The 26,633-nt window shown below is 73.8% G+C and carries 22 protein-coding genes; 8 read left to right on the forward strand and 14 right to left on the reverse strand.

Going from position 1 to position 26,633, the window contains the following annotated elements:
* Positions 1–75 precede the first annotated feature (75 nt).
* From ACIRRH_RS20080 to ACIRRH_RS20090, 3 genes are all read right to left on the reverse strand, one after another.
* The gene (locus ACIRRH_RS20080) at positions 76–819 is read right to left on the reverse strand and encodes an SGNH/GDSL hydrolase family protein (protein WP_403068882.1); all 744 of its coding nucleotides are present in this window, start codon (positions 817–819) and stop codon (positions 76–78) included.
* Positions 820–1,340: 521 nt separating this feature from the next.
* Complete coding sequence (locus tag ACIRRH_RS20085) at positions 1,341–2,000, reverse strand: hypothetical protein (protein WP_403068885.1); 660 nt, start codon at positions 1,998–2,000, stop codon at positions 1,341–1,343.
* 283 nt (positions 2,001–2,283) lie between these two features.
* On the reverse strand, positions 2,284–3,462 hold the full coding sequence (locus ACIRRH_RS20090) for a hypothetical protein (RefSeq protein ID WP_403068887.1): 1,179 nt from the start codon (positions 3,460–3,462) through the stop codon (positions 2,284–2,286).
* A gap of 363 nt (positions 3,463–3,825) precedes the next feature.
* Here ACIRRH_RS20090 and ACIRRH_RS20095 point away from each other — a divergent pair, with 363 nt between their 5' ends.
* Both ACIRRH_RS20095 and ACIRRH_RS20100 read left to right on the forward strand, forming a co-directional pair.
* Positions 3,826–4,995: an exonuclease SbcCD subunit D gene (locus tag ACIRRH_RS20095; protein ID WP_403068890.1), complete on the forward strand. Its 1,170-nt coding sequence runs from the start codon at positions 3,826–3,828 to the stop codon at positions 4,993–4,995.
* Complete coding sequence (locus ACIRRH_RS20100; RefSeq protein ID WP_403068893.1) at positions 4,992–8,030, forward strand: AAA family ATPase; 3,039 nt, start codon at positions 4,992–4,994, stop codon at positions 8,028–8,030. Before ACIRRH_RS20095 ends, ACIRRH_RS20100 begins: the two co-directional genes overlap by 4 nt.
* A gap of 60 nt (positions 8,031–8,090) precedes the next feature.
* On the opposite strand, the gene ACIRRH_RS20105 is transcribed toward ACIRRH_RS20100, so the two are convergent.
* The gene (locus ACIRRH_RS20105; RefSeq protein WP_403068896.1) at positions 8,091–8,309 is read right to left on the reverse strand and encodes a hypothetical protein; all 219 of its coding nucleotides are present in this window, start codon (positions 8,307–8,309) and stop codon (positions 8,091–8,093) included.
* A gap of 260 nt (positions 8,310–8,569) precedes the next feature.
* Here ACIRRH_RS20105 and ACIRRH_RS20110 point away from each other — a divergent pair, with 260 nt between their 5' ends.
* Positions 8,570–9,124 (forward strand): DUF1990 family protein, encoded by a 555-nt coding sequence (locus tag ACIRRH_RS20110; protein WP_403068899.1) that lies wholly within the window; start codon positions 8,570–8,572, stop codon positions 9,122–9,124.
* Between the two features lie 133 nt (positions 9,125–9,257).
* Here ACIRRH_RS20110 and ACIRRH_RS20115 read toward each other — a convergent pair whose 3' ends face one another.
* Positions 9,258–9,719: a YjbQ family protein gene (locus ACIRRH_RS20115; RefSeq protein WP_403068902.1), complete on the reverse strand. Its 462-nt coding sequence runs from the start codon at positions 9,717–9,719 to the stop codon at positions 9,258–9,260.
* Between the two features lie 227 nt (positions 9,720–9,946).
* Entirely contained in the window at positions 9,947–10,213 is a 267-nt protein-coding gene (locus tag ACIRRH_RS20120) for a hypothetical protein (protein WP_224282190.1), read from the reverse strand.
* An 853-nt stretch (positions 10,214–11,066) separates the two neighbouring features.
* Between ACIRRH_RS20120 and ACIRRH_RS20125 the strand changes: the two genes are divergently transcribed.
* The gene (locus tag ACIRRH_RS20125; protein WP_403068904.1) at positions 11,067–13,271 is read left to right on the forward strand and encodes a CDP-glycerol glycerophosphotransferase family protein; all 2,205 of its coding nucleotides are present in this window, start codon (positions 11,067–11,069) and stop codon (positions 13,269–13,271) included.
* Positions 13,272–13,397: 126 nt separating this feature from the next.
* Here the strand turns inward: ACIRRH_RS20125 and ACIRRH_RS20130 are convergent, their stop codons facing one another.
* Positions 13,398–13,610 (reverse strand): EF-hand domain-containing protein, encoded by a 213-nt coding sequence (locus ACIRRH_RS20130; protein WP_224282188.1) that lies wholly within the window; start codon positions 13,608–13,610, stop codon positions 13,398–13,400.
* 176 nt (positions 13,611–13,786) lie between these two features.
* Here ACIRRH_RS20130 and ACIRRH_RS20135 point away from each other — a divergent pair, with 176 nt between their 5' ends.
* On the forward strand, positions 13,787–14,455 hold the full coding sequence (locus ACIRRH_RS20135; protein WP_224282187.1) for a 1-acyl-sn-glycerol-3-phosphate acyltransferase: 669 nt from the start codon (positions 13,787–13,789) through the stop codon (positions 14,453–14,455).
* Positions 14,456–14,611: 156 nt separating this feature from the next.
* Here the strand turns inward: ACIRRH_RS20135 and ACIRRH_RS20140 are convergent, their stop codons facing one another.
* The 3 genes from ACIRRH_RS20140 to ACIRRH_RS20150 form a co-directional block, all read right to left on the reverse strand.
* The gene (locus ACIRRH_RS20140) at positions 14,612–16,450 is read right to left on the reverse strand and encodes an ABC transporter ATP-binding protein (protein ID WP_403068908.1); all 1,839 of its coding nucleotides are present in this window, start codon (positions 16,448–16,450) and stop codon (positions 14,612–14,614) included.
* 197 nt (positions 16,451–16,647) lie between these two features.
* Entirely contained in the window at positions 16,648–17,421 is a 774-nt protein-coding gene (locus tag ACIRRH_RS20145) for an SDR family NAD(P)-dependent oxidoreductase (protein WP_403068911.1), read from the reverse strand.
* 105 nt (positions 17,422–17,526) lie between these two features.
* Positions 17,527–18,189 (reverse strand): LysE family translocator, encoded by a 663-nt coding sequence (locus ACIRRH_RS20150; protein WP_403068914.1) that lies wholly within the window; start codon positions 18,187–18,189, stop codon positions 17,527–17,529.
* 103 nt (positions 18,190–18,292) lie between these two features.
* Here ACIRRH_RS20150 and ACIRRH_RS20155 point away from each other — a divergent pair, with 103 nt between their 5' ends.
* A complete protein-coding gene (locus ACIRRH_RS20155; protein ID WP_403068917.1) occupies positions 18,293–19,645 on the forward strand; it encodes a PLP-dependent aminotransferase family protein in 1,353 nt (450 codons plus the stop codon).
* 86 nt (positions 19,646–19,731) lie between these two features.
* Here ACIRRH_RS20155 and ACIRRH_RS20160 read toward each other — a convergent pair whose 3' ends face one another.
* From ACIRRH_RS20160 to ACIRRH_RS20170, 3 genes are read right to left on the reverse strand one after another with little or no spacing between them, the layout of a single operon-like run.
* Positions 19,732–20,637, reverse strand: a complete 906-nt coding sequence (locus ACIRRH_RS20160) for an SDR family oxidoreductase (RefSeq protein ID WP_403068920.1) — start codon at positions 20,635–20,637, stop codon at positions 19,732–19,734.
* Entirely contained in the window at positions 20,634–21,617 is a 984-nt protein-coding gene (locus ACIRRH_RS20165) for an alpha/beta fold hydrolase (RefSeq protein ID WP_403068923.1), read from the reverse strand. Before ACIRRH_RS20165 ends, ACIRRH_RS20160 begins: the two co-directional genes overlap by 4 nt.
* Positions 21,614–23,185: a flavin-containing monooxygenase gene (locus ACIRRH_RS20170; protein WP_403068926.1), complete on the reverse strand. Its 1,572-nt coding sequence runs from the start codon at positions 23,183–23,185 to the stop codon at positions 21,614–21,616. Before ACIRRH_RS20170 ends, ACIRRH_RS20165 begins: the two co-directional genes overlap by 4 nt.
* A 214-nt stretch (positions 23,186–23,399) precedes the next feature.
* Between ACIRRH_RS20170 and ACIRRH_RS20175 the strand changes: the two genes are divergently transcribed.
* Both ACIRRH_RS20175 and ACIRRH_RS20180 read left to right on the forward strand, forming a co-directional pair.
* Positions 23,400–24,176, forward strand: a complete 777-nt coding sequence (locus ACIRRH_RS20175; protein WP_403068929.1) for a MerR family transcriptional regulator — start codon at positions 23,400–23,402, stop codon at positions 24,174–24,176.
* 59 nt (positions 24,177–24,235) lie between these two features.
* Positions 24,236–25,228: an ABC transporter substrate-binding protein gene (locus ACIRRH_RS20180; protein WP_403068932.1), complete on the forward strand. Its 993-nt coding sequence runs from the start codon at positions 24,236–24,238 to the stop codon at positions 25,226–25,228.
* Positions 25,229–25,361: 133 nt separating this feature from the next.
* Here the strand turns inward: ACIRRH_RS20180 and ACIRRH_RS20185 are convergent, their stop codons facing one another.
* Positions 25,362–26,288, reverse strand: coding sequence for a CPBP family intramembrane glutamic endopeptidase (locus ACIRRH_RS20185; RefSeq protein WP_403068935.1), 927 nt, complete (start codon positions 26,286–26,288; stop codon positions 25,362–25,364).
* Positions 26,289–26,633: the final 345 nt, after the last annotated feature.

The raw sequence follows: 26,633 nt of genomic DNA on the forward strand, positions 1-26,633 counted from the left end.
GCCGCCCCCTCCCGAGGTGCGGGAGGGGACGGCGGCACGGCACGTCCTGCGAGGAGGCAGTCCGTTGCGGCAGTCTTACAGCGCCGAGAACACCGGCAGGTAGCCGCCGGAGTGGCCGGACGCCTTCGGGTGGTAGCTCTCGTCGACCGGCAGGGTGGTGCTGTTCAGCCAGGTGGTCAGCGAGCCGCAGATCTCGTGCTCGTTGAAGATGCTGCGGACGTCGCCGAAGGCGAAGCCGGCGTTGGCGGCCCGCTTGGCGAGGACGCTGTCCAGGGTGTCGGCGGCACCGTTGATGGCGGCGCGCTTGGTGTCACCGATGCCGAAGATGCAGCTGCCGCCCACCTTGTAGATGTGCGGGTAACCCAGCACCACGACGTGGGCGTTCGGGGCCTTGGCCTTGATCGCCGAGTACACCTTGTCCAGCTGGGCGGGCAGGGTGGTGGTGGCGTAGTTCTTGGCCACGTTGACGGCGTTGATGCACTCCTGGTCCCCGTCGAGGACACAGGTCTGCATGGTGTCGGCGAAACCGGCGTCGTTGCCGCCGACCGAGATGCTGACCAGCGTGGTGCTGGCGTCGAGGGCGGAGATCTGGTTGTTCAGGATGTCGCCGGTCTTGGCGCCCGAACAGGCGACGAACTTGAAGGAGGACGGCGCGTGCGCGTTCTTCCACAGGTACGGGTACGCGTTGGTGCTGCGCTTGCAGCTGCCGCTGTCGCTCAGGTAACTGCCGGCACCGACACCGGAGGAGTACGAGTCGCCGAGGGCCACGTAGTTGACGCCGGCCGCATTCGCGGACGAGGCAGCGAAGAGCGTCGTCATGGTGAGACCTGCCGCTATGGCAGCGATGGACAGAGCGCGGACGGGGCGGATCATCATGCCTCCAGGGGAACGGCGTGGCGCGGGTCACAGAAGTGATACCAGGCGGTAGCCGAACCTGGAAGGAGTCATGCCAATGATATTGACGGTGCGTCTGATAGCTCAGAGATGAACTGCCGCCGACAATCCGTGATTTCACGCTGGTCAGAGCGGGTGCATCGTGACGCGCGTAGCGCAGCGCGCGTAGACCGGCAACTTGCGGAAACTCCATGCAGGGCGAGCCGGGGAATTGCCGCCCGGCCATCGCCGGGTCGGATTCGAAAGGAGTGTCAACGGGTGCAGGGGGGGGGCGGGTGATGCACCTCAAGGCACGTCGGAAGGTGGGCCAAAAGGGGGCATCAACGGCACCGCCGGAATTCACCGCCGCGGCCGGTCGCACCGCGCGACAGGCGCGACCGGCCGTCAGGACGACGTGCTGGGGCAGCCTGCCGGGGCGTCGCTCGGGAGTACGGCGCCGCGCCCGGTCAGCCCTGCGCGCGTGGGCGGCCACCACCGGGGTGGTGCACGGCGCCCTGGTACACGATGCCCGGGGAGACCGTGCAGCCCTCGACCGGCAGCTCCTCGATCGCCTCGTTCGCGGCCGCGGGCACACCGAGCCAGCGGGCGGCGGTGGCGACAGCCGCCCGGGCCTGGCGCAGCCCGGGCGCGCCCCAGCCGAGCAGTTCGACGGCGAGGCCCGGCGCGACCAGTAGCCGCCGGTAGTGCCGACCCGAGGCCGGGTCGGCCGCGCTCGGACCGACCGCTCGCAGCGCCGCCGCCATCCGGACCCGCGCGCACTCGTGCCCGCCGTTAGCCGATCCGACCCGGTCGTAGAGGTAGCCGAGGTAGTACGGCCGGCCGATCAAGGCCTGCGCCTCCTCCGCCGACTCCCGGGCCAGGGCGGCCGACGGGTCCCCGTCGTCCTCCGGCTCCAGCGAGCCGCCGGGTAGTGAGCAGATCCCGTCCCTCGGGTTCACCAGCGTCAGCACCCGCCCGTCCGGCACGAACAGCCACCCCCAGGACTGCTTGACCGGCAGCCCCTCCGGCACCTGCTCGCCCGGCCGCCACGGCCAGCCCGCCGTGGGGCGCCGCCGCACCTTCCCGAGCAGCTCGGCGATCTCCGGGCTGTACTCGATCGGGCTCATGCTCTCGCCCCGCGGCGCTCGGCGGGGGCGCTCACCCACGCGCACCCCCTGGCGCCGAGCTCGCTCCGCTCGCTCATCCGTCCCCCTCTCGCTGTCGGGCTTCGCCGGACCGGCGGTGCGCGAGGAGGACCTGCATGGCGCGGTACGGGGCGGAGCGGCCGGAACGACGGCGTGGGGCACCGCACGCTCCTGCTGTTGATCTTCTCCGAATCTTCCCCGAACAGGCGGTCGATGAACAGCCCCCAGCGCCGCATGGTGGATGCGGAGACGGTGAACGTGGTGATCACCCCAGCGGCCCACCCCCTTCCCCGTGACCCCGGAAGCCGGGCAGCGGGAACCCGGGCAACGGCTCCACCCCGGGCGGGAAGGGCAGCCCGCGCGCGGCGTCGTCGGCCAGCTCGTCGAACACCTCGTGCGCGGTCATCGGCCGCAGCCGCCCGCCGGTCAGCGCCCAGCCGCGCACCGGCGGCCGGGGCCGGGCCTCGGTGGCCGGGGAGTCGGGGGGACCGCCCGCCGGGGCGGACCCGTCTTCGGTCCGGCCGTCGGCCCGTACGCCCACCGACGGATCGCCGTGCAGCAGTAGCGCCCCCGCCCCGCCCAGTGCGACGCCCGCCGCGAGCGTGACGCAGAACGCCTCGGCGTCCCGCCCGGCGGGGTACAGCTGCCCCTCCTCCACGCAGACGTCCACCGCCGAGGTGAGCTCCTCGCCGTCCTCGGGCCCGTGGCAGCGCAGCGTCAGCAGGTGGCACCCCTCCCCCGCGCCCTCGGCCAGCGCCAGGTAGACCGAGGTCACGTACCGCATCACGGCCGCCATCCGGAACTGCCCGGCCGGGTCGTCGCCGACGGCGCCCAGCAGGGCCGCGCAGGCCACGGACATCCGCACCCGCGCCCGGTGGTCGTCCAGCAGCACCGGGACCAGCTCGGCCAGCCGCTCCCCCGCGTAGACGAAGGGCTCCCCGGCCAGCTCCGGATCACCCGCGTACGCGACCCGGGCGGCGGGCATCCAGGGATCGAGGCCGAGCGCCTCGCAGTAGTCCTCGAAGTCGGCCGCCTCCAGGACCCGCAGGTGCACCTCCAGCCCCTGCCGGTGCAGGGCCGTCAGCTGCTCCTCGGCCCGCCGCAGGTACGCCTGGTGCCCGAGCCCGCCGAACAGCCCGTACTGCGCCAGACCTGCGAAGTCCCCGGCGTCGACGGCCAGCGCCACCGCCACCGGCTGGGGCGGCGGCGCGCCCCGGACCCGCCCGCCGCGCCCGGCCGCCCGCGCACCGCCTCCTCCCGCCCGAGCACCCGGCGGCCGTCCGCCCCCGGGCGGCACCGCACCTCCGGGCCCGCCGACCGGCGCCCCGCCGGCGCCCTCACCCGGCCTCCGCCCGGCCAGCACCGACACCCGCCGACGCCCCCGCGACGGCCGCCCCGCCGCAGCGCCCAGCACCCCGCACACCAGTTCCCGCACAGCAGCCATGGCTCCTCCTTCTCGCTCGCCCGACACCGGATCGCGCCGACCACCCCGGCTGGGAGTGGCCGACGCGAAGGAACATACACAGAGCCACTGACAATTCACCCCAAGTAATCGAACAGGCTCAGCGCCGCCCCTGGCCGCCGCCGCAGAGCGTCCCGGGGCCCGGACTGCCGGAAACCGGGGAGGGACAGGCGCCGGCCGCCGGCTCCGCGCAGGTCGGCCGGCCCCACGGAGCCCGACGCCCATCGCCCGCAAGGGGCGGGCAAGGCCCCGGTCGTGCGGAGCCGGGACCACCGCGGCCCCTGGGGCGTCTGCTTCCACAGAGCCTGGCGGGATTGTCAGTGCTGCGGGTTAGGGTCGGGGACCATGCGACTGCTGCATACCTCCGACTGGCATCTCGGGCGCTCGTTCCACCGGGAGAGCCTGCACGACGCCCAGCGCGCCTTCCTGGACCACCTGGTGGAGGTGGTCCGGTCCGAGGGCGTGGACGCCGTGCTGGTCGCGGGTGACGTGTACGACCGGGCACTGCCCGGGCTGGAAGCGGTCGCCATGTTCGACGACGTGCTGCACCGGCTGGCAGGCCTAGCAGTGCCGACGGTCTTCATCAGCGGCAACCACGACTCGGCCCGCCGCCTCGGGGTCGGGGCGGGGCTGATCGGACGGGCCGGCATCCACCTGCGGACCGACCCGGGCGAGTGCGCCGAGCCCGTCCTGCTGGCGGACGAGCACGGCCCGGTGGCGGTGTACGGGCTGCCGTACCTGGAGCCGACGCTGGTGCGCGAGCGGTTCGGGCTGGCGAAGGGCGGGCACGCGGCGGTGCTCGGGGCCGCGATGGACCAGGTCCGGGCGGATCTCGCGGCACGCCCGGCCGGCACCCGGGCGGTGGTGCTGGCGCACGCCTTCGTCACCGGCGGCGCGCCGAGCGACAGCGAGCGGGACATCGCGGTCGGCGGCGTCGCCTCCGTACCCGCGTCGGTCTTCGACGGAGTGCACTACGCCGCGCTCGGCCACCTGCACGGTTGCCAGACGCTCGCCCCGCACCTGCGCTACAGCGGCTCCCCGCTCGCCTACTCCTTCTCCGAGGCGAACCAGCGCAAGACCATGTGGCTGGTCGACCTGGCCGCCGACGGCTCGGTGACGGCCGAGCGCGTCCCCTGCCCCGAGCCGCGCCGGCTGGCGACGCTGCGCGGCACCCTCGACGCGCTGCTCACCGAGGAGAAGTACGCCGGGCACGAGCAGTCCTGGGTGCAGGCCACGCTCACCGACGCGGCCCGGCCGAGCGAGCCGATGGAGCGGTTGCGCCGCCGCTTCCCGCACACCCTCCAGCTGCTGTTCGACCCCGAGCGGAGCGACGCCGGACCCTCGCAGTCCTACGCGGCCCGGGTCAGCGGCCGCGGGGACCTGGAGATCGCGGAGGGCTTCCTGCGGCACGTGCGCCCCGGTGCCGAGCCGGAGCCGGACGAGCTCGGCTGGTTGCGCGAGGGCTTCGAGCGCGTCCGGGAGACCACCGACCGGAAGGCGGACCTGCCCCGATGAGGCTGCACCGGCTCACCGTCACCGCCTTCGGCCCGTTCGCGGGCAGCGAGACGGTGGACTTCGACGCGCTCGCCGCCGGCGGGCTGTTCCTGCTCCGCGGCGCGACGGGCGCGGGCAAGACCAGTGTGCTGGACGCGGTCTGCTTCGCCCTGTACGGCGAGACGCCGGGCGCGCGCCGGGCCAACCGGCTGCGCAGCGACCACGCCGACCCGAAGCAGCTGACGTCGGTGGAGCTCGAACTGACCCTCGGCGGGCGGCGGCTCCAGATCACCCGGCTGCCGGAGCAGCGCCGGCCGAAGAAGGTCGGCACCGGCACCACGGTCGAGCGGGCGCAGACCCTGCTGCGCGAGTGGGCCGCCGACGCCGGCGACGGCACGCCCGGCTGGCGGGGGCTCAGCAAGTCACACCAGGAGGCCGGTGAGGAGATCCACCGGCTGATCGGCATGAACCGGGAGCAGTTCTGCCAGGTGGTGCTGCTTCCGCAGGGCGACTTCGCCCGTTTCCTCAAGGCCGACTCGGAGGAGCGCGGCAAGCTGCTGCGGCGGCTGTTCGACACCGAGCGGTTCCAGCACGTGGAGGCCTGGCTGGCCGAGCAGCGCCGCGGCCAGGAGGCCGCCGTCCAGGCCGGCCGGCGCCGGCTGCGGGACCTCGCCAGCAAGGCCGAGCAGGCGGCCGGTCCGGGCGCCGAACCCGCTGCGGGCTGGGTGCCCGCCGAGGACGACGACGCCGGTCTGACCGCCGGGGTGCTCGGCTGGGCGGCGGTCCTGCGCAGCGGCGCGGCCGAGCAGCTCGCCGTCGCCGAGGCCGCCCTCGCGAGCGCCGAGGCGGCCCAGCGCGCCGCCCAGGAGCACCGCGAGGCCGCCGAGGACCTGTCCGGTCGCCAGCGCCGGCACCGCGAGGCGCTGGACCGGGCGGAGCGACTGGCCGGCTTCGAGCCCGCTGCGGCCGCGGACCGGCGGCGGCTGGCCGCGGCGCAGAAGGCCGTCGGGGTGGAGTCGGCGCTGCGGCTGCGGGAGAGCGCGGCCGAGGCGCTCCGGCGCGCGCAGCAGGCGGAGCGCCGGCACCGCGAGGCGCTGGCCGCCTCCGGCGGCGAGGGCCGGGCGCTCGCCGGGGCGGACGCCGCCGAGCTGGCCGAGGCCGACCTTCGGCTGCGGGCCGAGGTGGTCCGGCTGGAGGCGGCCCGGACGGAGGAGCGGCGCTGCGCCGAACTCACCCACGAACAGCGCTCCCTGACGGACGACCGGCGCGCCGCCGAGGAGCTGGCCGAGGAGGCCGAGGACTGGCTCGCCGAGTTCGAGGGCGAGCTGAGCCGCCTGGAGCAGCAGCACACCGAGGCCCGCTCGGCGACCGCCCGGGTCGAGCAACTGGACGGGCAGCGCACCGAGTTGACCGCCCGCCTGGGCGCAGCCCGGGAGCGCGACGGCCTGCGCGCCGAGATCGCCGCGGCCAAGCCCCGGGTGGTTGCCCTGCGCACCGCCGCGCTGGACGCCCGCGAGCACAGCCTGGACCTGCGGGACCGCCGGCTGAGCGGCATGGCCGCCGAACTGGCCGAGCAGCTGCTCGCGGGCGAGGCCTGCCGGGTCTGCGGCTCGCCCGAGCACCCGGCGCCCGCCGAGGCCGCGCCCGGCAGCCGGGTCGGCGCCGAGGACGAGGAACGGGCGCGCCGGGCTCAGGCCGCGGCCGAGCAGGTCTGGACGGAGGCCGACCAGGCACTCACCGCGCTGCGGGTGCGCGAGGCCACCGCCGCCGGCGCGGCCGGGCCGGACGGTACGCAAGCGCTCGCGCAGGCCCTCGCCGGGCTGGAACGCGAGCACCGCGAGGCGCGGCACGCGGCGGAGGCGCTCGGCCGGGTCGAGCAGGAGATCACCCGGCTGTCGCAGGACCGGGCCCGCCGGGTGGAAGAGCTGCACGAGGCCAAGGAGCGCGCCGCCGTCCTCTCCGACCGGCTGCTGACGCTCGGCACCGAGCAGCGGACGCTGGCCGCCCGGGTGGCGGCCGCCCGGGGCGAGGCGGCCTCGGTCGCCGACCGGTCCGCGGCCCTCACCCGGCTCACCGAGGCGGTCGCTGCGGCGGCCACCGCCGCCCGGGCGCACGCGGAGGCGGCGGCCCGGCTCGGCGAGACCGAGGACGAACTGGGCAAGGCCGCCGCCGCGGCGGGCTTCCCGGACGCCGAGGCAGCGCTGGCGGTGCTGCTGCCGCGCGAGGAGCGCGAGCGGCTGGAGGCCCGGCTGGAGCAGCACGGCGCGGAGACCGCCGCTGTCCGCCGCGAGCTGGCGCTGCCGGAGCTGGCCGAGGCCGCGGGCCGTCCGCCGGTGGACCTGCCCGCCGTCGCGGCCGAGCTCGGCGCCGCCACCGACCGGTTCGGCCGGGCGCATGCCGCCCGTGCGGCGGCCCGCGAGCGCTGCGAGGCACTGACCGCGATCGGACGGCAGCTGGCCGGGCTCGCCGCCGAACTGGCTCCGGCACTGGACCGGTACGGGCGGATCAACCGGCTCGCCGCGCTCGCGGCCGGCACCTCCGCCGAGAACAGGCTGCGGATGCGCCTGGAGTCGTACGTCCTGGCGGCCCGGCTGGAGCAGGTCGCGGCGGCGGCCAGCGACCGGCTGGTCCGGATGTCCGGCGGGCGCTACACGCTGGTGCACAGCGACGGCCGGGGCACCGGCACCAAGCGCTCGGGCCTGGCCCTGCGGGTGGTCGACGCCTGGACGGGCACCGAGCGGGACACCGCGACCCTCTCCGGCGGCGAGAGCTTCTTCGCTTCGCTCTCCCTCGCCCTGGGCCTGGCCGACGTGGTCACCGACGAGGCGGGCGGCATGCCGCTGGACACCCTCTTCATCGACGAGGGCTTCGGCACCCTCGACGAGCACGCCCTGGAGGAGGTCATGGACGTCCTGGACGGCCTGCGCGAGCGGGACCGCGCGGTCGGCATCGTCAGCCACGTGGCCGACCTTCGCAGCCGCATCCCCGCCCAGCTGCTGGTCCGCAAGGGGCGGCACGGCTCGACCCTGGCGCTGGCCGGGCGGGAGGACGCGTAGGGCCGGTCGGCCTGATCGGGGCGGGGATCAGTCCGGGATCGGTGCGGGATCAGCCCTGGGTCAGCCTGAGCAGGCGATCCGCTGTGCCTGCTGCCAGGCGCACACCGGGCAGAGGGTGCTGCCCGGCTGGTCGGCGGGCAGATCGGTCGGCTCGCCGCACAGTACGCAGTCGGCGCGCGGCCCGGTCGCCTCCGGGTCGTGCCGCAGCGCCGCCTCCGCTGCGCTGTCGGGCCCGAGTTCGCAGACGCCCGTTTCCTGGTTCGTACCGGTGTCGCTCATGCCGCCTTCCTACTCCGCACCCCCGCTCTGCTGCAACACGTTCCGGCCCGGACCCAGCCCGGCGGACAAATGTCAGCGAACAGATTTCAGAAAACGTTCGCTGTAATCCGTCATCTGAAATCTGTTCGCCGAAGTCCGTCCGCTGAAACCCGTCCGTCGCGGCCCACCGCGACCCGCCGCGCCGCACCGAGAACCGCCTCCCCGCCCCGCAGCCGCCCCCTCCCGTCGCCCCCTCACGCCCGGCGGCTACCGTGACCGGCATGTCCACCGACCTGCACCGACGCCTGCTCGCCGCCCACGCCACCACCCCGTCGTACCCCGAGGTGGGCGCCACCCGGGGCGGGGGCGGGCGACTGCCGGACGGCTACGCCCACCTGCGTCGGCGGGTACACCTGGGGCACGGACCGGACGTACTGGAGCGGGCCGGCCGCTACGTGCTCGGCTGGGGCAGCCAGTTGGGCACCGGCTTCGCGGTGTACCCGGCCGGCCCGGCCAGGGACGGCGGGACGGTGCTGCTGCGACTGAACCTGCCGGGGGGCCGGTGGCCACGGCTGGTGATCCCCTGCCGGGTGGTGTGGACGGTGGACGAGCCGGGCCGGATCGGGTTCGGCTACGGAACCCTCCCCGGACATCCGGAGTGCGGCGAGGAGGCGTTCCTGGTGTCGATGGACGCCGACGGCGAGGTGTGGTTCGAGGTCACCGCGTTCTCCCGGTTGTCCGCCTGGTACGCCAGGCTGGGCCGTCCGGTGGCGCTGCTCTGCCAGCACCTGGCGATCGAGCGCTACCTCGCCGCGGTGGCCGCGCACGTCCGCTGACTCCGCTGACTCCGCTGACTCCGCTGAGTCCACCGAGCCCGCCGAGGGCCGCTGGGTCCGCTCACCAGGCTGCCCGCCGCCGGGCCGTGCCGTGCCCGGGCCTCGCGTCCGGCCCCGCGCACGCCCTTGAGCGTCAGCCGAGGAAGGACAGCCGGACGGTCCGGCGCGGATTGTCCCCGTTGGTGTCGATCAGCACCACCGACTGCCAGACGCCGAGCGCCAGTTGGCCGCCGAGCACCGGCAGGGTGGCGTGCGGGGCGACCAGGCCGGGCACCACGTGGTCCCGGCCGTGGCCGGGGCTGCCGTGCCGGTGACGCCAGCGGTCGTCGCCCGGGAGCAGGTCGCGCAGGGTGGCGAGGAAGTCGTCGTCGCTGCCGGAGCCGGTCTCCAGTACCGCGATCCCCGCGGTGGCGTGCGGCACGAAGACGTTGAGCAGGCCGTCACGCCCGGCGGCCCGTTCGTCGAGGAACGCTGCGCAGCGGTCGGTGATGTCGAGCGCGACCTCGCGGCTGCCGGTGGTGATCTCGAGGGTGGCGCTCTGGAAGGTGGTGGCCGGGAACGATCCGGCCTGGGTGGAGTGGTTGTTGTCCGCCATGGCGCCATCCTGTCCCAGGTCAGCGGGCCGGGCGTACTCCCTCGCCGACTCGCCTTGCCGGGGAGGCAAACTCGCATAAGGTGAAAGGTTCAGACCACAGCGCCCCGGCCATCCGGGCCGCCCGGCCGGACACCGCCCGGACACACCGAAGACCCGGCGGGCCGGATGGTCCACCGGGTCGGTTCCCGGCCGGGCGGCGGGGAGGGACCCGTGCCGCGCCGGCCGGACTAGCCGCGCCCGCCGAAGAGGCTCCGCCGCAGCCGGCGCAGCGGCGTCAGCAGCGAGATCCTGGTGTGACGACGGCGGATCGTCGGGGCCTCGGCGCCGCGCGGCGTGAGTTCCCTTATCAACCCGAGCGCCTCGGCGGTGTCCACCGCCGGGAGTGCGGGCGCGCCGAGCACGGCCAGGTGTCGCTCGATCCGGCGGCCGGTCGTGCCGACACCGCACTGGATCGCCGGCACGCGGGGCCGAGTCCGCACTTGCATGTGTTCCATCAGTTTTCCCACCCCTACGAGGCGCCAGGGCCGTGAGGCGAAGACTATCCGTGACGGACGGCCTTCGCGCAACCGTCCTTGGTGTTGTGCCACCGTATCGTGCGGCGTCAACTGACGAAGCACCAGGGGCCGACCGGGCCGGTCACGACTAGGCATCAATGATGGTGCACGACCGGCCGTCCGTCACCAGGACCGGCGGTCGCGGGTGCGGCAACCGCGTGCACGACACGCGCCCGGCGCGCCGCAGCGCCCCGGCGGCACCCCGCCCCGCACCCCACCCGCGTCCGCCCGCGTCCCGCCCGTATCCGCCCGTATCCCGCCCGCGTCTCCATATAGGGGACAGCCGTCACATCGACAAAGCGATCACCAAGGCGTCCGCCGGACAGGACCCGTCCGAACGGGGACGCCACCGGCACCGCGAACGCCCCGATTTCAGGAAGTGAACACATTCGCGGGATTGACTCCCGTCGATCCTCCAAGCAATATCTGATGCACGCGCCAGTGCCCGCACCGCACTCAAGCGCGTGTTCGAGTGATGAAGAACTCCGGCTCCCGCGAGCCACTGCCCGGCCGCCTCGACGCTGCGGTGGCCAGGCTCGCGCGGTGCCCGGACCGGCGGTCGGCCGTAGAGGGTCGGCCGGACCGCCACCTGACTGCCGGTGCCGCCCCGCGAGGGGCCCGGCACCGGCGGTTCCGGGGCCCTCACACACGCCCTGGCCAGCCCCCGCCCGGCCCCCGCGCCCGGACGCTCCGCCCGGGCCCCGGCCGCCGCCGCCCCGCCGCAACCGCCCCCGGGGCCCCGTACCGGACGTCCGCGCAGGTCGCACCCGGTGGATCGGTACACTCGGCCAGCGTGTCCCTCCTCCTCAGCATCGTGCTCCCGGTCCACGGCGTGGAGCGGTACCTTCCGCGCTGCCTCGACTCGATCCTCGGCGACACCCCCGCCGCGGAGACCCGCTTCGAGGTGATCGCGGTCGACGACCTCTCCCCCGACGGCTCCGGCGCGATCCTGGACGCCTACGCGGCCCGAGACAGTCGCCTGCGGGTGCTGCACCTCACCGAGAACCAGGGCCTCGGCGGCGCCCGCACCGCCGCCCTGCCGCAGGCCCGCGGCCAGTACGTCTGGTTCGTGGACAGCGACGACTGGGTGCCCGAGGGCACGGTCGGCATACTGCTGGACGAGCTGGCGCAGGAGCGCCGCCGGGAGACCCCCGCCGACGTGCTGGTCACCGGCTTCACCCACGTCTACCCGGACGGCGGGACGGAGCCGAACCCCTGGCGCCACGTGCTGATCGGCTCCCCGCTGGTCGACGGCTGCACCCTGGCCGAGCACCCGGCGCTGTTCCAGACGGTGATGTCGGTGTGGAACAAGCTGTTCCGCCGCGAGTTCCTGGACGGCCTCGGCGTCTCCTTCGGCCGCGGCTACTACGAGGACATCTCGGTCACCTACCCGGCGCTGCTGGCCGCCGAGCGGCTGCGCTACCTCGACCGTCCCTGCTACTTCTACCGGCGCGGCCGGGAAGGCGCGATCACGGCCACCGCCTCCCCCAAGCACGCCGACGTGTTCGCCCAGTACGACGCGATCTTCGCCTTCCTGGACCGCCCTGACCGCCCCGGCCGGCCCGTCCCGGAGTCGCTGCGCACCCTGGTCTTCGACCGGACCGTCCGCCAGGCGCTGAACGTCTACGACACCCCCGGTCTGGTCCCCACCGACCTGCGCAGGGACTTCTTCCAGCGGATCGCCCGGTACTTCGACCGCCACCGCCCGGCCGGGTACCGCTTCCCCGGCGGGGTGCGCGGCGTGCAGTACCGGCTGGCCGCCCGCGGCGCCCGGATCGCGTACGCGGAGCTGCGCCGCACCGGCCGGCTGCCGCGCGAACTCAAGCGCGGGGCACGGGCGGTGGCACCGGCGGTGAAGAAGGGAATGCGCAGCGGCGCCCGGTTCACCGCGTACAACGCGTTCCGCCGACTGCCGCTGGACCCGAACCTCGCGGTCTACGCCGCGTACTGGCACCGGGGTTACGCGTGCAGCCCCGCGGCGATCTACGAGAAGGCCAAGGAGCTCGCCCCGCGGATCCGGGGCGTGTGGGTGGTGGAGAACCGCGCCCAGGCCGCCACGCTGCCGCCCGGGGTGCCGTACGTGATCGTCAACACCCCCGCCTACCTCAAGGTGATGGCGACCGCCAAGTACTTCGTCAACAACGTCAACTTCCCCCGCACCATGACGAAGCGGCCGGGCACGGTGCACGTCCAGACCCAGCACGGCACCCCGCTCAAGGCGATGGGCATGGACCTGCGCGACCACCCGGCGGCGGCCGAGGGGATGGACTTCGAGCTGCTCCAGGAGGCCGTGGACCGCTGGGACTTCCTGGTCTCCCCCAACCCGCACACCAGCGGGCACTTCGCCCGCGCCTTCCCCGGCCGGTACGAGATGCTGGACACCGGCTACCCGCGCAACGACCGGCTGGCGAACGCCACTTCGGACGAGGTCCGGGCGATGCGAGAGCAGCTCGGGCTGCAGCCGGGCACCCGGGCGGTGCTGTACGCGCCGACCCATCGCGGCAGCAAGGGCGGCTACGTGCCGCTGCTGGACGTGGCCGCGCTGGCCCGGCAGCTGGGCCCGGACTTCACGCTGCTGGTGCGCACCCACTACTTCCACACCGACGGCCCGGGCGACCTGACGGGGGCCGGTGCGGAATCGGCGCGGATCGTGGACGTCTCGGCGCACCCGACCGTCGAGGACCTCTACCTCGCGGCGGACGCGCTGGTGACGGACTACTCGTCGATGATGTTCGACTACGCGGTGCTGGACCGGCCGGTGGTGATCTTCGCCCCGGACTGGGAGGAGTACCAGCGGGAACGCGGCGTCTACTTCGACCTGTTCGCGGAGCCGCCGGGCGCGGTCACGGTGGACGCGGACGGGCTGGCGCGGGCGCTGCTGGCGGGCGACCCCGAGCCGGCGGCGCGGGCGCGGTTCCGGGAGAAGTTCTGCGTCTGGGACGACGGCGGGGCGGCGGAGCGGGTGGTGCGCCGGGTGTTCCCGGTGGAGAAGCGGTAGGACCCGCGCTGCAGCAGCCCCCCGCACCACAGCAGGGCCCCGGACAGGTACGGAGCCCCGCCCCGAGGCGGACCTCCGGACGGGGCCGGTGCCGCCGGTACGGCGACCGGCCCCGTCTGCGCGGGCTCAGCGCTGGCGGGCGGCCAGGAACTCCTCGAAGGTCAGGACGCCGTCGTGGTTGGTGTCCATGCTGTGGATCAGCGCCTCGGCCATCGAGAGGGTGACGTCGTGGTCGCCCATCTCGTTGGCGGCCAGGGCGTACTCGGCCGCCGTGATCTTGCCGTCGCCGTCCTTGTCGAAGCGGTCGAAAAAGGCCTTGATCGCCTCGGTGGTCTCCATCGTGCCCTCCTGGGTACTGCGGGGTGTTGCTCGGTTCGGACGGCCGTACCCTACCCGGCCGTGGCGCGCGCCACGGTCGCCGGGAGTGGACGGGCGCGGGGGTGGGTGCCGTAGTCTGCGGATCTGATTGCGGGCCCGGGCTCCTCCCGGGCGGTCGTTCATCCTGGGAGGGAATCGTGCTCGACCTCGTCACCAAGTTGGTGCTGAAACCGGTCTCGCGGGGGATCTGGCGGCCGGTCATCGAGGGAATCGAGAACGTGCCGCGCAAGGGCGGGGTGATCCTGGCCAGCAACCACCTGTCCTTCATCGACAGCGTGGTGATCCCGCTGACCGCCCCGCGCCGGGTCCACTTCCTCGCCAAGGCCGAGTACTTCACCGGCACCGGGCTCAAGGGCCGGCTCTCCAAGGGCTTCTTCGAGGCGATCGGCGCGGTGCCGGTCGAACGCGGCACCTACCGTTCCGCTCAGGCCTCGCTGGAGTCGGCGCTGGAGATCCTGGAGGACGGCAAGGCCTTCGGTATCTACCCCGAGGGCACCCGCTCGCTGGACGGCCGGCTCTACCGGGGCAAGACGGGCGTCGCCTGGCTCGCGCTGACCGCGGGCGTGCCGGTGGTCCCGGTGGCGCTGGAGGGCCCGGAGCAGATCCTGCCGGTGGGCAAGCGCGTGCCGCGGCTGAAGAAGGTGACGGTCCGCTTCGGCGAGCCCCTGCACTTCGACGAGCTGCACGGGCAGGCCCGCTCGCTGAAGGCCCGTCGGCAGGTGACCGACGAGGTGATGGCCGCCATCCAGCGGCTCTCCGGCCAGGAGGTCGCGGAGAGCTACAACGAGGTCCCGAAGGCGGCCTGACCGCCGCTCCGTCGCCGCGCGGCCGCCCTGTGCGCGGTCACGACCGCGATGGTCACGACCGCGATGGGCGCGGGCACTATGGGCGCGGGCACGATGGGCGCGACCGCAATGTGGCGCGGGCGCCGTGAGCGCACCGGACGACCGTGCCCCGGCCCGTCACACGTGCCCGAGCCCGGCCGGTTCCGGCTGACCGACGACCTCCGGCACCTCCCGGCGCAGCAGCGCCGCGTACCGGCCGTCCAGCGCCACCAGCTCCTCGTGGGTGCCGAGTTCGACCACCTCGCCGTGGTCCAGGACGGCGATCTGGTCGGCGGCCCGGACGGTGGAGAGCCGGTGCGCGATGGTGATCGTGGTGCGGCCGGCGGCCAGGGCGTCCACGGCCTGCTGGACGGCGCGCTCGGTGCGGTTGTCGAGCGCACTGGTGGCCTCGTCGAGGATGAGCACCGGCGGGTTGCGCAGGATCGTCCGGGCGAGTGCGAGGCGCTGCTTCTCGCCGCCGGAGAAGCGGTAGCCACGCTCGCCGACCAGGGTGTCGTAGCCGTCCGGGAGCGCGGCGATGGCGTCGTGGATCTGCGCGGCCCGGGCGGCCTCGACCAGTTCGGCGTCGCTGGCGCCGGGCTTGGCGAAGCGCAGGTTCTCGGCGACCGAGGCGTGGAAGAGGTAGGTCTCCTGGGAGACCACGCCGACCGCGCGGGCCAGGGTGTCGAAGGACAGTTCGCGCACGTCCACGCCGTCCAGGGTGACCCGTCCGCCGGTGACGTCGTACAGCCGCGGGACGAGGTAGCTGAGGGTGGTCTTGCCGGAGCCCGTCTCGCCGACCACGGCCAGTGAGCTCCCGGCCGGGACCTCGAGGTCGACGCCGGCCAGGGTCGGGCGCTCCTGCGCCGGGTCGTAGCGGAAGTCGACGCCCTTGAAACGGACCTCGCCGCGGATGTCGGTCAGGGTGACCGGGTCGGCCGGCTCGTCGATCTCCACCGGCAGGTCGAGGTACTCGAAGATGCGCTGGAAGAGCGCGAGCGAGGTCTGCACGTCCACACCGGTGGAGAGCAGGCTGACCGTCGGGCGGAAGAGGCCCTGCTGGAGGGTGACGAAGGCGACCAGGGTGCCGACCGAGACGATCGGCGCGCCGGCGGCGGAGGTCAGCCCGGCCGCCCAGTAGATCAGCGCGGGCATCGCGGCCATCACGATCTGGATGGTGTTCATCCGCCAGCGCCCGGCCATGCTGGACCGCACCTCCAGGTCGGCGAGCTGGTCGGACTGCTCGGTGAACTCGCGGGCGAGCGAGCCGGAGCGGCCCATGGTGCGGCCGAGCAGAATGCCGCTGACCGAGAGCGACTCCTGGACCGCCGCGCTCATCGCGGCCAGCTGCTTCTGCCGCTCGGTGGTGATCTTCTTGCGCTCCCGGCCGACCCGGCGGCTGATCCAGACGAACAGCGGGAGCAGCAGCAGCGAGACGATGGTCAGCCGCCAGTCGAGGGCGGCCATGGCGACGACGGAGGCGACCACCGCGGTCAGGTTGGAGACCAGGCTGGTCGCGGTGGAGGTCACCGTGGACTGCATGCCGCCGATGTCGTTGGCGATCCGGGACTGCACCTCACCGGTGCGGGTGCGGGTGAAGAAGGCCAGCGACTGCCGCTGGAGGTGGCCGTAGACGGCGGTGCGCAGGTCGTGCATCACGCGCTGGCCGACGGTGGTGGAGATCAGCGTCTGGAGGACGTTGAAGATGCTGTTCACCACGGCGGTCAGGATCATCCCGAGCGCGAGCAGGCTGAGCAGCCCGGTGCGGCCCTGCGGGATGGCGGTGTCCAGGACGGCCTTGAGCAGGAACGGCGAGACGACCGAGACCACGGCGGAGGCGGCGACCAGCAACCCGACAACGGTCAGGCGGCCCCGGTACGGGCGGAAGAGCCCGAGGATGCGGCGCCACTCGGCCGGCGGGAGGGGTTCGCCCTCGGCGCGTTCGGGCGGGGTCCAGTCGATGGCGGTGGGCCTCAAGGACGGGCCTCCCTGGATGGGACGGTCGGGCGGACGGTCAAGCGCGACTCAGCATAGCGAGGATAGCTCATAGTTAGACAAGCTAATAGTGAGGGTTGCTCTATTCCTCGGCGTCCGCACCGGAGCCGATCCGCCCCCGCGCCGGGCCGGGCCGGACGCCCGGCGCCCGACCGCCCGACCGCCCGACCGCCCGACCGTCAGTTGGCCCGGTAGGTGCGCGCCGCCTTCGAGGAGAGCCCGCCCAGCTTGCCCGAGGGCAGCACCCGGGCGATGGCCACGGCAGCCTTGTACCGCTTGCCCGGCACGGACACGGACCGGCCGCGGGCCAGGTCGCGCATCGCCTCGTCCACCACCCGCTCCGCGGAGAGCCAGGACCAGGACGGGATGTTGCCGGTGCCCATGCCGGCCCGCTGGTGGAACTCCGTCCGGGTGAAGCCCGGGCACAGCGCCATCATCCGAACGCCCGTACCGCCGAGGTCGCGCAGCACACCCTGCGTGAAGCTGACCACCCAGGCCTTGCTCGCACCGTACGTGCCGCGCGGCAGGAAGGCCGCCACCGAGGCCACGTTGACGATCGCGCCGCGGCCACGCTCCCGCATTCCGGGCAGGGCGGCCGTGGTCAGCCGCAGGATCGCCTCGATGTGCACCTTCAGCATGGCGAGCTCGTCCTGGAGCGGGACGGCCCCGAAGGCGCCCTTGTTGCCGAAGCCGGCGTTGTTGACCAGCAGGTCCACCGGTCGGGCGGAGTCGGCGAGCCGCGCCTCCACGGCCCCGATGCCCTCGTCGGTCGCGAGGTCGGCGGCCAGCACCTCCGCCTCGATGCCGTACCTGCCGTGCAGGTCGGCGGCGGCGCGCTCCAGGCGCTCGGTGTCCCGGGCCACCAGGACGAGCTGGTAGCCGCTGCGGGCGAGCCGGCGGGCGAAGGCGGCTCCGATGCCGGCGGTCGCGCCGGTGATCAAGGCTGTGGTCATGCCCCCGACCGTACCGACTCCCCGCAGCCGAGCCCACACCCACGGGAACGCCCCAGCTCAGGACGGCGGCGCATACGACCTGCCGCGGGTGGCCAGGCGTACGGCCTAGACGGCGACGGCCTTGGCGCGATCGGCGGCGATGTGCACCGCGAGGCCGGCGAGGACGGTGCCCATCACGTAGCGCTGGATCCGCAGCCAGCCGGGGCGACGGTTGAGGAAGGCCGCGATGCTGCCCGCGCTCACCGCGATCAGGCCGTTGACGGTGATCGCGATCACGATCTGGATCAGGCCCAGCAACAGGCTCTGCACGGCGACGTGACCGCGTTCCGGAGCCACGAACTGGGGCAGCAGCGAGATGTACATGATGGCGATCTTGGGGTTGAGCAGGCAGGTCAGGAAGCCCATCGCGAACAGTCGGCGCGGCGGGTCCGGCGGCAGCTGCTGCGGGGCGAAGACCGCCGTTCCGCCCGGCTTGACCGCCTTCCAGGCCAGCCAGAGCAGGTATCCGGCGCCGGCCAGCTTGATCGCGGTGTAGAGGGCGGGCACCACCGAGAACACAGCGGCCACCCCCGCCGTCACCGCGACCAGGTAGACCAGGAAGCCGGCCGCGACCCCGACCAGCGAGACCAGCCCGGCGCGGCGGCCCTGCGCGATCGAACGCGAAACCAGGTAGATCATGTTGGGCCCGGGCGACAGCACCATACCCAGGGCCACGGCGGCGATCCCGAGCACGGCCTGGCCGTCCACGGCGGAGGTCAACGCGTCCATGCGAGGAGGCTAGGGCGGGCAATCAGGTCGATGCAATGATGACTTTGCACTCGGTGCAATGTGCGCGGGCCGCTGTGCGGGACCTCTGGAGGGCCGACCGCCGATGGACGACTACCGACTGATCGCCGACCAGGTCGCTGCCGAGATCGCAGACGGGCGGCTGCGGCCCGGCCGGCAGCTGCCCACCCAGCGCGCGTTCGCCCGCAGCCGGGGAATCGCCAACTCGACGGCGGGACGGGTCTACCGGGAACTGGCCCGGCGCGGGCTGACCGTCGGGGAGGTCGGACGCGGGACCTTCGTCCGGGCCGGGCGCGCACCGGACGGCGCCCGGGTGGCACTCGCGGAGCCGGCCACCGCCCTCATCGACCTGGAACTCAACTACCCCTCCGTCCCCGGGCAGGCCGAGCTGCTGGCGGGCGGACTGGCGCCGCTGCTGCGACCGGACGCGCTGGGCGACGCGCTGCGGCCGGTCGGCGCGGCCGGGACGGGCGCGGCCCGGCGGGCGTTCGCGGGCCTGGTGTCGGCCGGCTCCTGGGAGGTCGGGGCGGACGAACTGCTGTTCGCCGGCAACGGGCGGCAGGCCATCGCCGGGGCTCTGTCGGCACTGGTGCCGACCGGCCAGCGGCTGGGCGTGGAGGAGCTGACCTATCCGGTGGTCAAGGCGGTGGCGGAGCGGCTGGGCATCGTGCTGGTACCGCTGGCCATGGACGAGCACGGGCTGCTGCCGGATGCCGTGGCGGCTGCCCACCGGGCCGCACCGCTGCGCGCGGTGTACGTCCAGCCGCGCCTGCAGAACCCGCTCGGTGCGAGCCTGCCGGGGGATCGGGCCGCGGGGCTCGTGGCGGTGCTGCGGCAACTCGACCTGCCGGTGGTCGAGGACGCCATCTGGTCCTTCCTGCGGCCCGAGTCGGCGCCGCTGGCCGCGCTCGCGCCGGAGCGCACGGTACTCGTGGACAGCCTCTCCAAGCGGCTCGCCCCGGGGCTGACCACCGGGTTCGCGGTCGCCCCGGCGGCGCTGCGCGAGCGGGTGGCGGGCGCGTTGCGCTCGGGCGGGTGGGCGCCGAGCGGCTTCGCACTGGAGGCGGCGGTGCGCTGGATCGGGGACGGCACGCTGGCCGCGGTGGAGGCGGCGAAGCGGGCCGATGCGACGGCCCGGCAGCTGCTGGCGCGTGAGGTGCTGGCGGGACAACGACTGCGGTCCGACCCGTGCTCGTACTACCTGTGGTGGGAGCTGCCGGCGGGCCGACGGGCGGAGAGCTTCGTCGCGGAGGCGGAGCGTGCCGGGATCTCGGTCACGCCTGCGGCGGCCTTCGCCGTCGATCCCCGGCGCTCGCCCTCCGCCGTCCGGGTCGGGCTCGCGTCGCCGCCGCTGCCGGTGCTGGCGCGGGCGCTGGGGACGCTGGTGGGGATCGCGCAGGGGGTGGGTGGCGACGGACGGCGAACAGATGACAACTGACAGATTTCGAAATCTGTCAGCTGTCATCTGTCGTCCGTTCGCCGTCATCCGTCGACCGTCACCCGTCAACCGTCAGCCGCCGGCCGTCAGCCACCCGCCCCGTTCCGGCTCCCCCGGACCGCCGTGTCCGCCGCACCCCCGGCGCCGACGGCGCGCAGGCGGCTCGCGGCGGTGGCGGCGAGCTGAGGGGCGACCCGGGCCACGTCCCGGGAGCCGACCACCGCGATCAGGCTCGGCAGCAGCCAGCGGACCGGCTGCATCCCGCGCAGCCAGGCCTGCGCGTAGACGTGGGCGGACCGGCGGGCGATCCCCGCGACGATCCGGTTCACCGCGGGCTCCAGTGGATACGTCTTGTTCGCCGGCCACGGCAGCCTGGAACGCATCTGCTTCAGCACGGCGTCCTGGTCGGCCCCGCGCACCATGTCCGTGTCGGTCCAACTCAGGTACCCGACACCGACCTTGATCCCCTGGTAGGCGACCTCGGCGCGGATCGAGTGGGCGAAGGCCTCCACCCCGGACTTGCTGGCACAGTACGCGCTCATCAGCGGCGCGGGGGTCAGCGCGGCGAGCGAGGCGATCTGGAGCAGGTACCCGCGGCTCTCGGCGAGCGCCGGCAGGAAGGCCCGCGCGGTGGCCACGCTGCCGAGCAGGTTGACCTCGATGACCCGACTGAACGCCTTGTGGTCGCTGTCGGTCAGCGGCCCGCCGATGGCGATCCCGGCATTGGCGACAACGGTGTCGATCCGCCCGTAGTGCTCCTTGATCCGCCGGGCGGTGTCCTCGAGCGCGTCGAGGTCGGTGACGTCCACTTCCCAGCTGGTCGCGGACGGGCCGCACTGCGCGGCAACGGCCTTCAGCTCCTCCGGCTCCAGCCCCAGCAGGGCCACCTCGGCCCCGCACCGGGCGAGCTTGCGGGCCAGCGACGCGCCGACGCCGCGCGCGGCCCCGGTGACGACGACGACCTGCGCGGACAACGGCGGGATGGCGTTCATACGACGGCGGTCCTCTCATCGACGGAAGCGGGAACGGCGCTGGCGGGCGCGGGAGAGGCCGCGGGCGCGGCCGTCAGGTGCGCGGAGGCCATCCGGTGGATCTCGGCGGCGACCTCCGCCGGACGCTCCAGCGGAGACATGTGGCCGACCCCGGGCAGCAGCAACAACCCCTGTGAGTCCTGGAGTTCGGCGACGATCCGGTGGGCGTGCACCGGCGGCGTCAGCCGGTCGTCGGTGCCGACCACCACCGCCGTGGGCGCGGCCAGCCGGGCGAGCCCGGCATGGACGTCCAGCCGCTCCAGCACCGCGGCCCAGTTGGCGCGGACGGCCGTCGGGCAGGCGTGCACGATCCGGGCCGTCGCCTCGACCTGTCCGGCGGGCGAACTCGGCCCCATGGTCGCGTACTTGAGCGCCATCCGACTGAACGGGGAGACCGGCCCGAGCGGCATCCGGGAGCGCAGCAGCTGCCGGTGCAGGAAGCGCCGCAGGCCCCGGGACCGCACGGCCGGCGGCAGGACGGTGAGTTCGGCCACCAGGTCGCCGGGCCCGGTGGAGATCAGGACGGCCGCGGCGGTGCGCTCGGCGACCTCCGGTCGGCCACCGGCGGCCATGATGGTCATCCCGCCCATGCTGTGCCCGGCCAGCACGGCCCGCTCGCCCGCCGGAACGGTGCGCGCGAGCACGGCGGACAGGTCCTCGGCCAGCGCCCGGGTCGAGTAGCGGGCCCGGCTCGGCGGGACCTCGCTGTGCCCGTGGCCGCGCTGGTCGTAGGCCACCACCCGGTAGCGGTCGGCGAGCCTGCGGATCACCGGCGCCCAGAAGGCGGTCGAGCAGGTCCAGCCGTGCGCGAGCACCACGGTGGGCGCTCCGGGCTGGCCGTGCACCTCGACGTGCAGCCGGATGCCGTCCGCCGACCGGACGGCCAACTCCTCCACCGGAACGAGAGGTTCGTACTCCTCGGGCAGGTGAACGCCATTCACGCGGAGACCTCCTGGACGGTGCGGGCGGCAGCCGGTGCGGCCCGCATGATCAGCTCGTACTCGCCGAGGTCCACCTTGCGGGTGGCCCGGCGGAACGAGGTGGTGGAACCGGGCCAGAGCACGGTGTTCTTGCCGTTCGGGTCGAGGTACCAACTGAGGCAGCCGCCGGTGGTCCAGACGGTGCGGTCCATCCGGTGCTGAAGTTCGAGGTTCCACTGCCGCTGGGCGCGCACGGTGGGCTGCATCGCGGTGGCACCGATCGAGCCGAGGGTGGTCAGCGCGTCGATCATGTAGTTCAGTTGGGACTCGATCATCAGGATCATCGAGCTGTTGCCGAGGCCGGTGTTGGGCCCGATGACGAAGAAGAGGTTCGGGAAGCCGTGCACGGTCGAGCCGCGCAGCGCCTCCATGCCGTCCTTCCACTCCTCCGCCAGGCTGGTGCCGTTGACGCCGAACACCCTGGCGCCGATGGGCATGTCGGTGACGTGGAAGCCGGTGCCGAAGACGATGGCGTCCACCTCGTGCTCGCTGCCGTCGGACGCGACCAGCGTGGAGCCGCGCAGTTCGCGCAGACCGGAGGAGACGACCTCGGTGTTGGCCGCCGCGAGCGCCGGGTAGTAGGTGTTGCTGAGCAGGATGCGCTTGCAGCCGATCCGGTAGTCCGGGGTGAGCCTGGCTCGCAGCGCCGGGTCGGGGACGCCCTGCGCGATGTGACGTTCGGCGAGCTGCTGGACCAGGCGCAGCAGGCCGGGGCGGCGAACGAACGCGTCCACCTGGATCTCCCGGAGAGCGAACAGGGCGCCACGGCGGATCTTCGCGGTGACCGGCAGGCGGCCGTGCAGCCACTTCTCCAGCTGGGTGATCTCGCGATCGCGGCGCGGCAGCACCCAGGCCGGGGTGCGCTGGAAGACCGTCAGCTTGCCGACCTCGGGCTGGATCGACGGGATGATCTGGGCAGCGGAGGCTCCGGTGCCGACCATCGCGACGCGCTTGCCGGTCAGGTCGAAGTCGTGGTCCCAGCGGGAGGAGTGGAACACCTTGCCGGGGAAGTCGCTCAGTCCGGGCAGGTCGGGGATCTGCGGGTCGGCGAGCGGTCCGGCGGCGGAGACGATGGCGTCGGCGGTCCACTGGCCGGCCGAGGTGGTGATCCGCCAGCGGGTCTGCTCGCTCTCCCACCGGGCTTCCAGCACTTCGGTGTTGAAGCGCAGGTGGGGACGAAGGCCGAAGACGGTGGCGACCTTCTCCAGGTAGGCCCGGATGTCCGGCTGGCCGGAGAAGCTGCGCGGCCAGTCGGGGTTGGGCGCGAAGGAGAAGGAGTAGAGGTGCGAGGGCACGTCGCAGGCGCAGCCGGGGTAGCTGTTGTCGCGCCAGGTGCCGCCGACGGAGTCCGCCCGCTCCAGGACCACGAAGTCGGTGATCCCGGCACGACGCAGCCGGACCGCGGCGCCGAGGCCGCCGAAGCCGGAGCCGATCACCGCCACCCGGACGTGCGGGACGGGCTCCTGCGCAGCGGTGGTGTCGGTCGCTGCGGACGCGCCGGAGCGGGGGCGCTTGCTGCTGGATGCCATGCGGCAACCTCCTGGGGGGTGGGACGGTGCTCGTCGCGCTCTCCCGGGGGCCTGCGCCCCGGAACCTCCCGGGGGCTCACCTCTGGGACCCTGCCAATCGCGCCAGTAATCACTGGCATGATTGGCAGGGTAGCCCTTGCTGACACCGGATGGAAGAAGCACGACGGCTCCGGTTCGGGGAACCTTCCGGGCCTGCGGTCCTATGCTGATCGCCGTGGACAAGGTCAGAGCTGCTGCGGGCGACAGAAAACGCGAGTACCGGGTGGAGGAACTGGCCGAGGCCGCCGGCATCACCACCCGCACCCTGCGCTTCTACCGCGAGCGCAAACTGCTTCAGCCGCCCCGCAAGGAGGGCCGCATCGCCTGGTACGGCGAGGAGCACCTCGCCCGGCTGCGGATGATCGGCGAACTCCTCGAACGCGGCCACACCCTGGGCGGCATCGCCGAGCTGATCGGCGCCGGCGAGAGCGGGAGGGACGTCGCCGAGCTGATCGGGCTGGAGGCGGCGATCGTCGCGCCGTGGTCCGACGAGACACCGGTGCGCCTGGACTGGGACGAGCTGAAGACCGCCTTCGGCGACCAGCTCACCGAGGAGAACACCGCCGAGTCGATCGCCCAGGGCTACATCACCGTCGAGGAGGACGGCATCACCCACGTCAGCCGTCGGCTGATGGACGCCACCACGGAGCTGGTGGCGGAGGGGGTGCCGCTCTCGGCGGTGCTGGAGGCCAGCCGGCGCACCCAGGAACACGTGGACGCCATCGCCGAGATCTTCATCGAGGTGGTCAGCGAGCACCTGCTCAGCGCGCTGACCACCGACACCCCACTGCCGCCCGGCGAGGCGGCCCGGCTCACCGAGCGCATCCTGCGGGTGCGGCCGCTGGCGCGCACGGTCGCGGACGCCCAGTTCACCCTCGCGATGGACCGCCGGGTGCACGTCGAGTACGTCGAACTCCTGCGCCAGCGACGGGAGAACGGTTCCGAGGCGTAGCCGGGCCGCTGTGCGGGCAGGGATTCCCGCGCCCTGCCCGGACGTTGGAGGTAGCACCGATGACCCGACCGTTCAGCCGCCGTGCCGCTCTCGGTCTCGCCGTCGGACTCGCCCCGGGCCTCGCGCTCGCCGCGTGCGGGTCGGGCTCCTCGGCGTCCGGCCCCGGTCCGTCCGGCTTCGGCTCGTCCGGCTCCGGCGGCGCCCGCACGGTCCGGCACGCGCGCGGCGAGACCACCGTGCCGGCGCGGGCGAGCCGGGTGGTGGCCCTGGACACCGACGCACTGGACTCGGTGGTCACGCTCGGCCTCAGCCCGGTCGGCGCCACGACCGTCACCGCGGGTGCCGCCTTCCCCGCGTACCTGCCCGCCGAACGGCTGGCCGGGACGAAGCCCGTCGGGGCCATCGGCCAGCCCAGTCTGGAGACGATCGCGGCACTGCGGCCGGACCTCATCCTGAGCAATCAGGTCCGCGACGACAAGCGGTACGACGAGCTGTCGAAGATCGCGCCGACGGTGCTCTCCAAGACCACCGGGCCTGCCTGGAAGGAGAACGTCCGGCTGCACGCCGAGGCGCTCGGCCGCCAGGCCGAGGCCGATGCGGCGGACGCGGCGTACCGGGCCGAGCTGCGGGACCTGGTCACCGCGCTCGGCGGTCCGGCCAGGGCTGCGGCCACCCGGGTCGAGATGGCCCGCTTCCTGGCGGGTGCGTCGACCCGGCTCTACCTGAACGACACCTTCGTCGGCTCGCTGTTCAAGGACCTCGGACTCGGCCGGCCCGCCAACCAGGACAAGCCCGGCTTCTCGGTGGAGATCAGCCCCGAGCAGGTGGACCAGGCGGCGGCCGACGTCATCTTCTACTCGGCGTACGGGGACGCGGGCAAGTCCGACCAGGGGAAGATCACCGAGGGGGCACTCTGGAAGAACCTGGATGCCGTCCGCAGCGGGCGGGTGTTCCGGGTGGACGACAACCTGTGGATGCTCGGCATCGGCTACACGGGAGCCGGGCTGATCCTGGACGAGATCCGCAAGGACCTGGCGCCGACAGGCGGGTGACGGCGGACAGGCGACAGGCGACAGGCGACAGGCGACAGGCGACAGGCGACAGGCGACAGATTTCAGATGACAGATGATGAAATCTGTCATCTGAAATCCGTCACCTGTCATCCGCCGTCCGTCGCCCCTCCCGTCACCCCCGCCCGTACCGGCCCGGCCGCAGGCGCCCGGTGAACGCGAGGAAGGCCACGAACCCGCCGAGGACGATCCAACCGGGCCAGCCGGCCAGCGACATGGTGAGCGGGTCCAGGTCGGCATTCGGGTCGGCGAACTCCCGGACCATCGACACGCTCATGCTGCTCGTGAAGGCGTGCGCCAGCACCGCCGGGACCACCGACCCCGAGCGCAGCCTCAGCCAGGTGAAGACCGGCAGGACGAGCACACAGCTCACCGTCAGCGCGGGCACCGACAGGTACCAGGGCCGCCCCGGGTACTGGCCGCCCATCAGCAGCGTCGGCAGGTGCCAGAGCGCGAAGGCCGTCCCCGTGAGCAGGTACGCCCGGACGAGCGCCGCCGTGCCGCCGGCCGCGCCGCCGGAGCCCCCGCCGAGCTGTAGCAGCCGGGGAAAGAGGAAGCCCTGCCAGCCGATCTCCTCACCGAAGAACAGTGGCAGCGAGAGCATCATCCCGATCAACCCCTGAACCGCCCACGATCCGACCCGCCCCGGGTCCAGCGAGCCGAAGCCGGCGAACGGGTAGCTGCCCATCAGCGCACCGAGCGCCAGCGTCACGGCCGTCAGTCCGCCGAGCACCCCGAGCGGCAGCAGACAGGCGCGAACCGCGCGGGGCCGGGGCCGGCACAGCGCGAGCGTCTCCCGCACTCCGCCGCCGCGCTCGACGACACGGACCACGAGCAGCGCCGCCAGCGCCGGGGCCAGCATGGCGGCCCCGATGCAGAGCTGCTCCAGGGCGCCGACCTCCTCCCGGGCGTCGGCACGCCGGTAGCCGTCGGCGAGCAGCGGCGCCATGGCCGCCCACATCCCGGCGTAGGCGAGCACCAGGTAGGCCAGCAGGCCGCGCCGCCGGACGGCGCTCGGCGGGGTTTGCGTCAGTAGCGTCATGCCGAGGACGCTACGGACCAGGATGTTCGCCCTGGAACCAAGTGCACTGCCGGTCAATGGAGTTGTCGACTACCACCCGATGGTCGAGTTTTCTGGGTGTACGGAGGCCGACCGGACGTGCTACTCCGCTCCCCGCGCCCCGCCGACCGCCGACCCCTGCGCCACGGATCGGAACGGAAGCTGCAAGAGGCGGGAATTTGACGTATCGTCAGGCGTCACACGGCGGGGGGGGCGGGGGGGGGGGGGCCCCCCCCCCCCCCCGCCCGCCCCCCCCCCGCCCCCCCCCCCCCCCGCCGGGGGGCCCCCCGCGCCCCCGGCCCGGCCGGGAGGGGGCCGGCCCGGGCC

The organism is Kitasatospora sp. NPDC101235, assembly GCF_044767505.1.
GTDB lineage: Bacteria > Actinomycetota > Actinomycetes > Streptomycetales > Streptomycetaceae > Kitasatospora.

Excerpts from the sequence above, each read along its gene's own strand:
- ACIRRH_RS20080 (WP_403068882.1), bottom strand. The coding sequence starts at position 819 with ATGACGACGCTCTTCGCTGCCTCGTCCGCGAATGCGGCCGGCGTCAAC.
- ACIRRH_RS20085 (WP_403068885.1), bottom strand. The coding sequence starts at position 2,000 with ATGAGCCCGATCGAGTACAGCCCGGAGATCGCCGAGCTGCTCGGGAAG.
- ACIRRH_RS20090 (WP_403068887.1), bottom strand. The coding sequence starts at position 3,462 with ATGGCTGCTGTGCGGGAACTGGTGTGCGGGGTGCTGGGCGCTGCGGCG.
- ACIRRH_RS20095 (WP_403068890.1), top strand. The coding sequence starts at position 3,826 with ATGCGACTGCTGCATACCTCCGACTGGCATCTCGGGCGCTCGTTCCAC.
- ACIRRH_RS20100 (WP_403068893.1), top strand. The coding sequence starts at position 4,992 with ATGAGGCTGCACCGGCTCACCGTCACCGCCTTCGGCCCGTTCGCGGGC.
- ACIRRH_RS20105 (WP_403068896.1), bottom strand. The coding sequence starts at position 8,309 with ATGAGCGACACCGGTACGAACCAGGAAACGGGCGTCTGCGAACTCGGG.
- ACIRRH_RS20110 (WP_403068899.1), top strand. The coding sequence starts at position 8,570 with ATGTCCACCGACCTGCACCGACGCCTGCTCGCCGCCCACGCCACCACC.
- ACIRRH_RS20115 (WP_403068902.1), bottom strand. The coding sequence starts at position 9,719 with ATGGCGGACAACAACCACTCCACCCAGGCCGGATCGTTCCCGGCCACC.
- ACIRRH_RS20120 (WP_224282190.1), bottom strand. The coding sequence starts at position 10,213 with ATGGAACACATGCAAGTGCGGACTCGGCCCCGCGTGCCGGCGATCCAG.
- ACIRRH_RS20130 (WP_224282188.1), bottom strand. The coding sequence starts at position 13,610 with ATGGAGACCACCGAGGCGATCAAGGCCTTTTTCGACCGCTTCGACAAG.
- ACIRRH_RS20145 (WP_403068911.1), bottom strand. The coding sequence starts at position 17,421 with ATGACCACAGCCTTGATCACCGGCGCGACCGCCGGCATCGGAGCCGCC.
- ACIRRH_RS20150 (WP_403068914.1), bottom strand. The coding sequence starts at position 18,189 with ATGGACGCGTTGACCTCCGCCGTGGACGGCCAGGCCGTGCTCGGGATC.
- ACIRRH_RS20155 (WP_403068917.1), top strand. The coding sequence starts at position 18,293 with ATGGACGACTACCGACTGATCGCCGACCAGGTCGCTGCCGAGATCGCA.
- ACIRRH_RS20160 (WP_403068920.1), bottom strand. The coding sequence starts at position 20,637 with ATGAACGCCATCCCGCCGTTGTCCGCGCAGGTCGTCGTCGTCACCGGG.
- ACIRRH_RS20170 (WP_403068926.1), bottom strand. The coding sequence starts at position 23,185 with ATGGCATCCAGCAGCAAGCGCCCCCGCTCCGGCGCGTCCGCAGCGACC.
- ACIRRH_RS20180 (WP_403068932.1), top strand. The coding sequence starts at position 24,236 with ATGACCCGACCGTTCAGCCGCCGTGCCGCTCTCGGTCTCGCCGTCGGA.
- ACIRRH_RS20185 (WP_403068935.1), bottom strand. The coding sequence starts at position 26,288 with ATGACGCTACTGACGCAAACCCCGCCGAGCGCCGTCCGGCGGCGCGGC.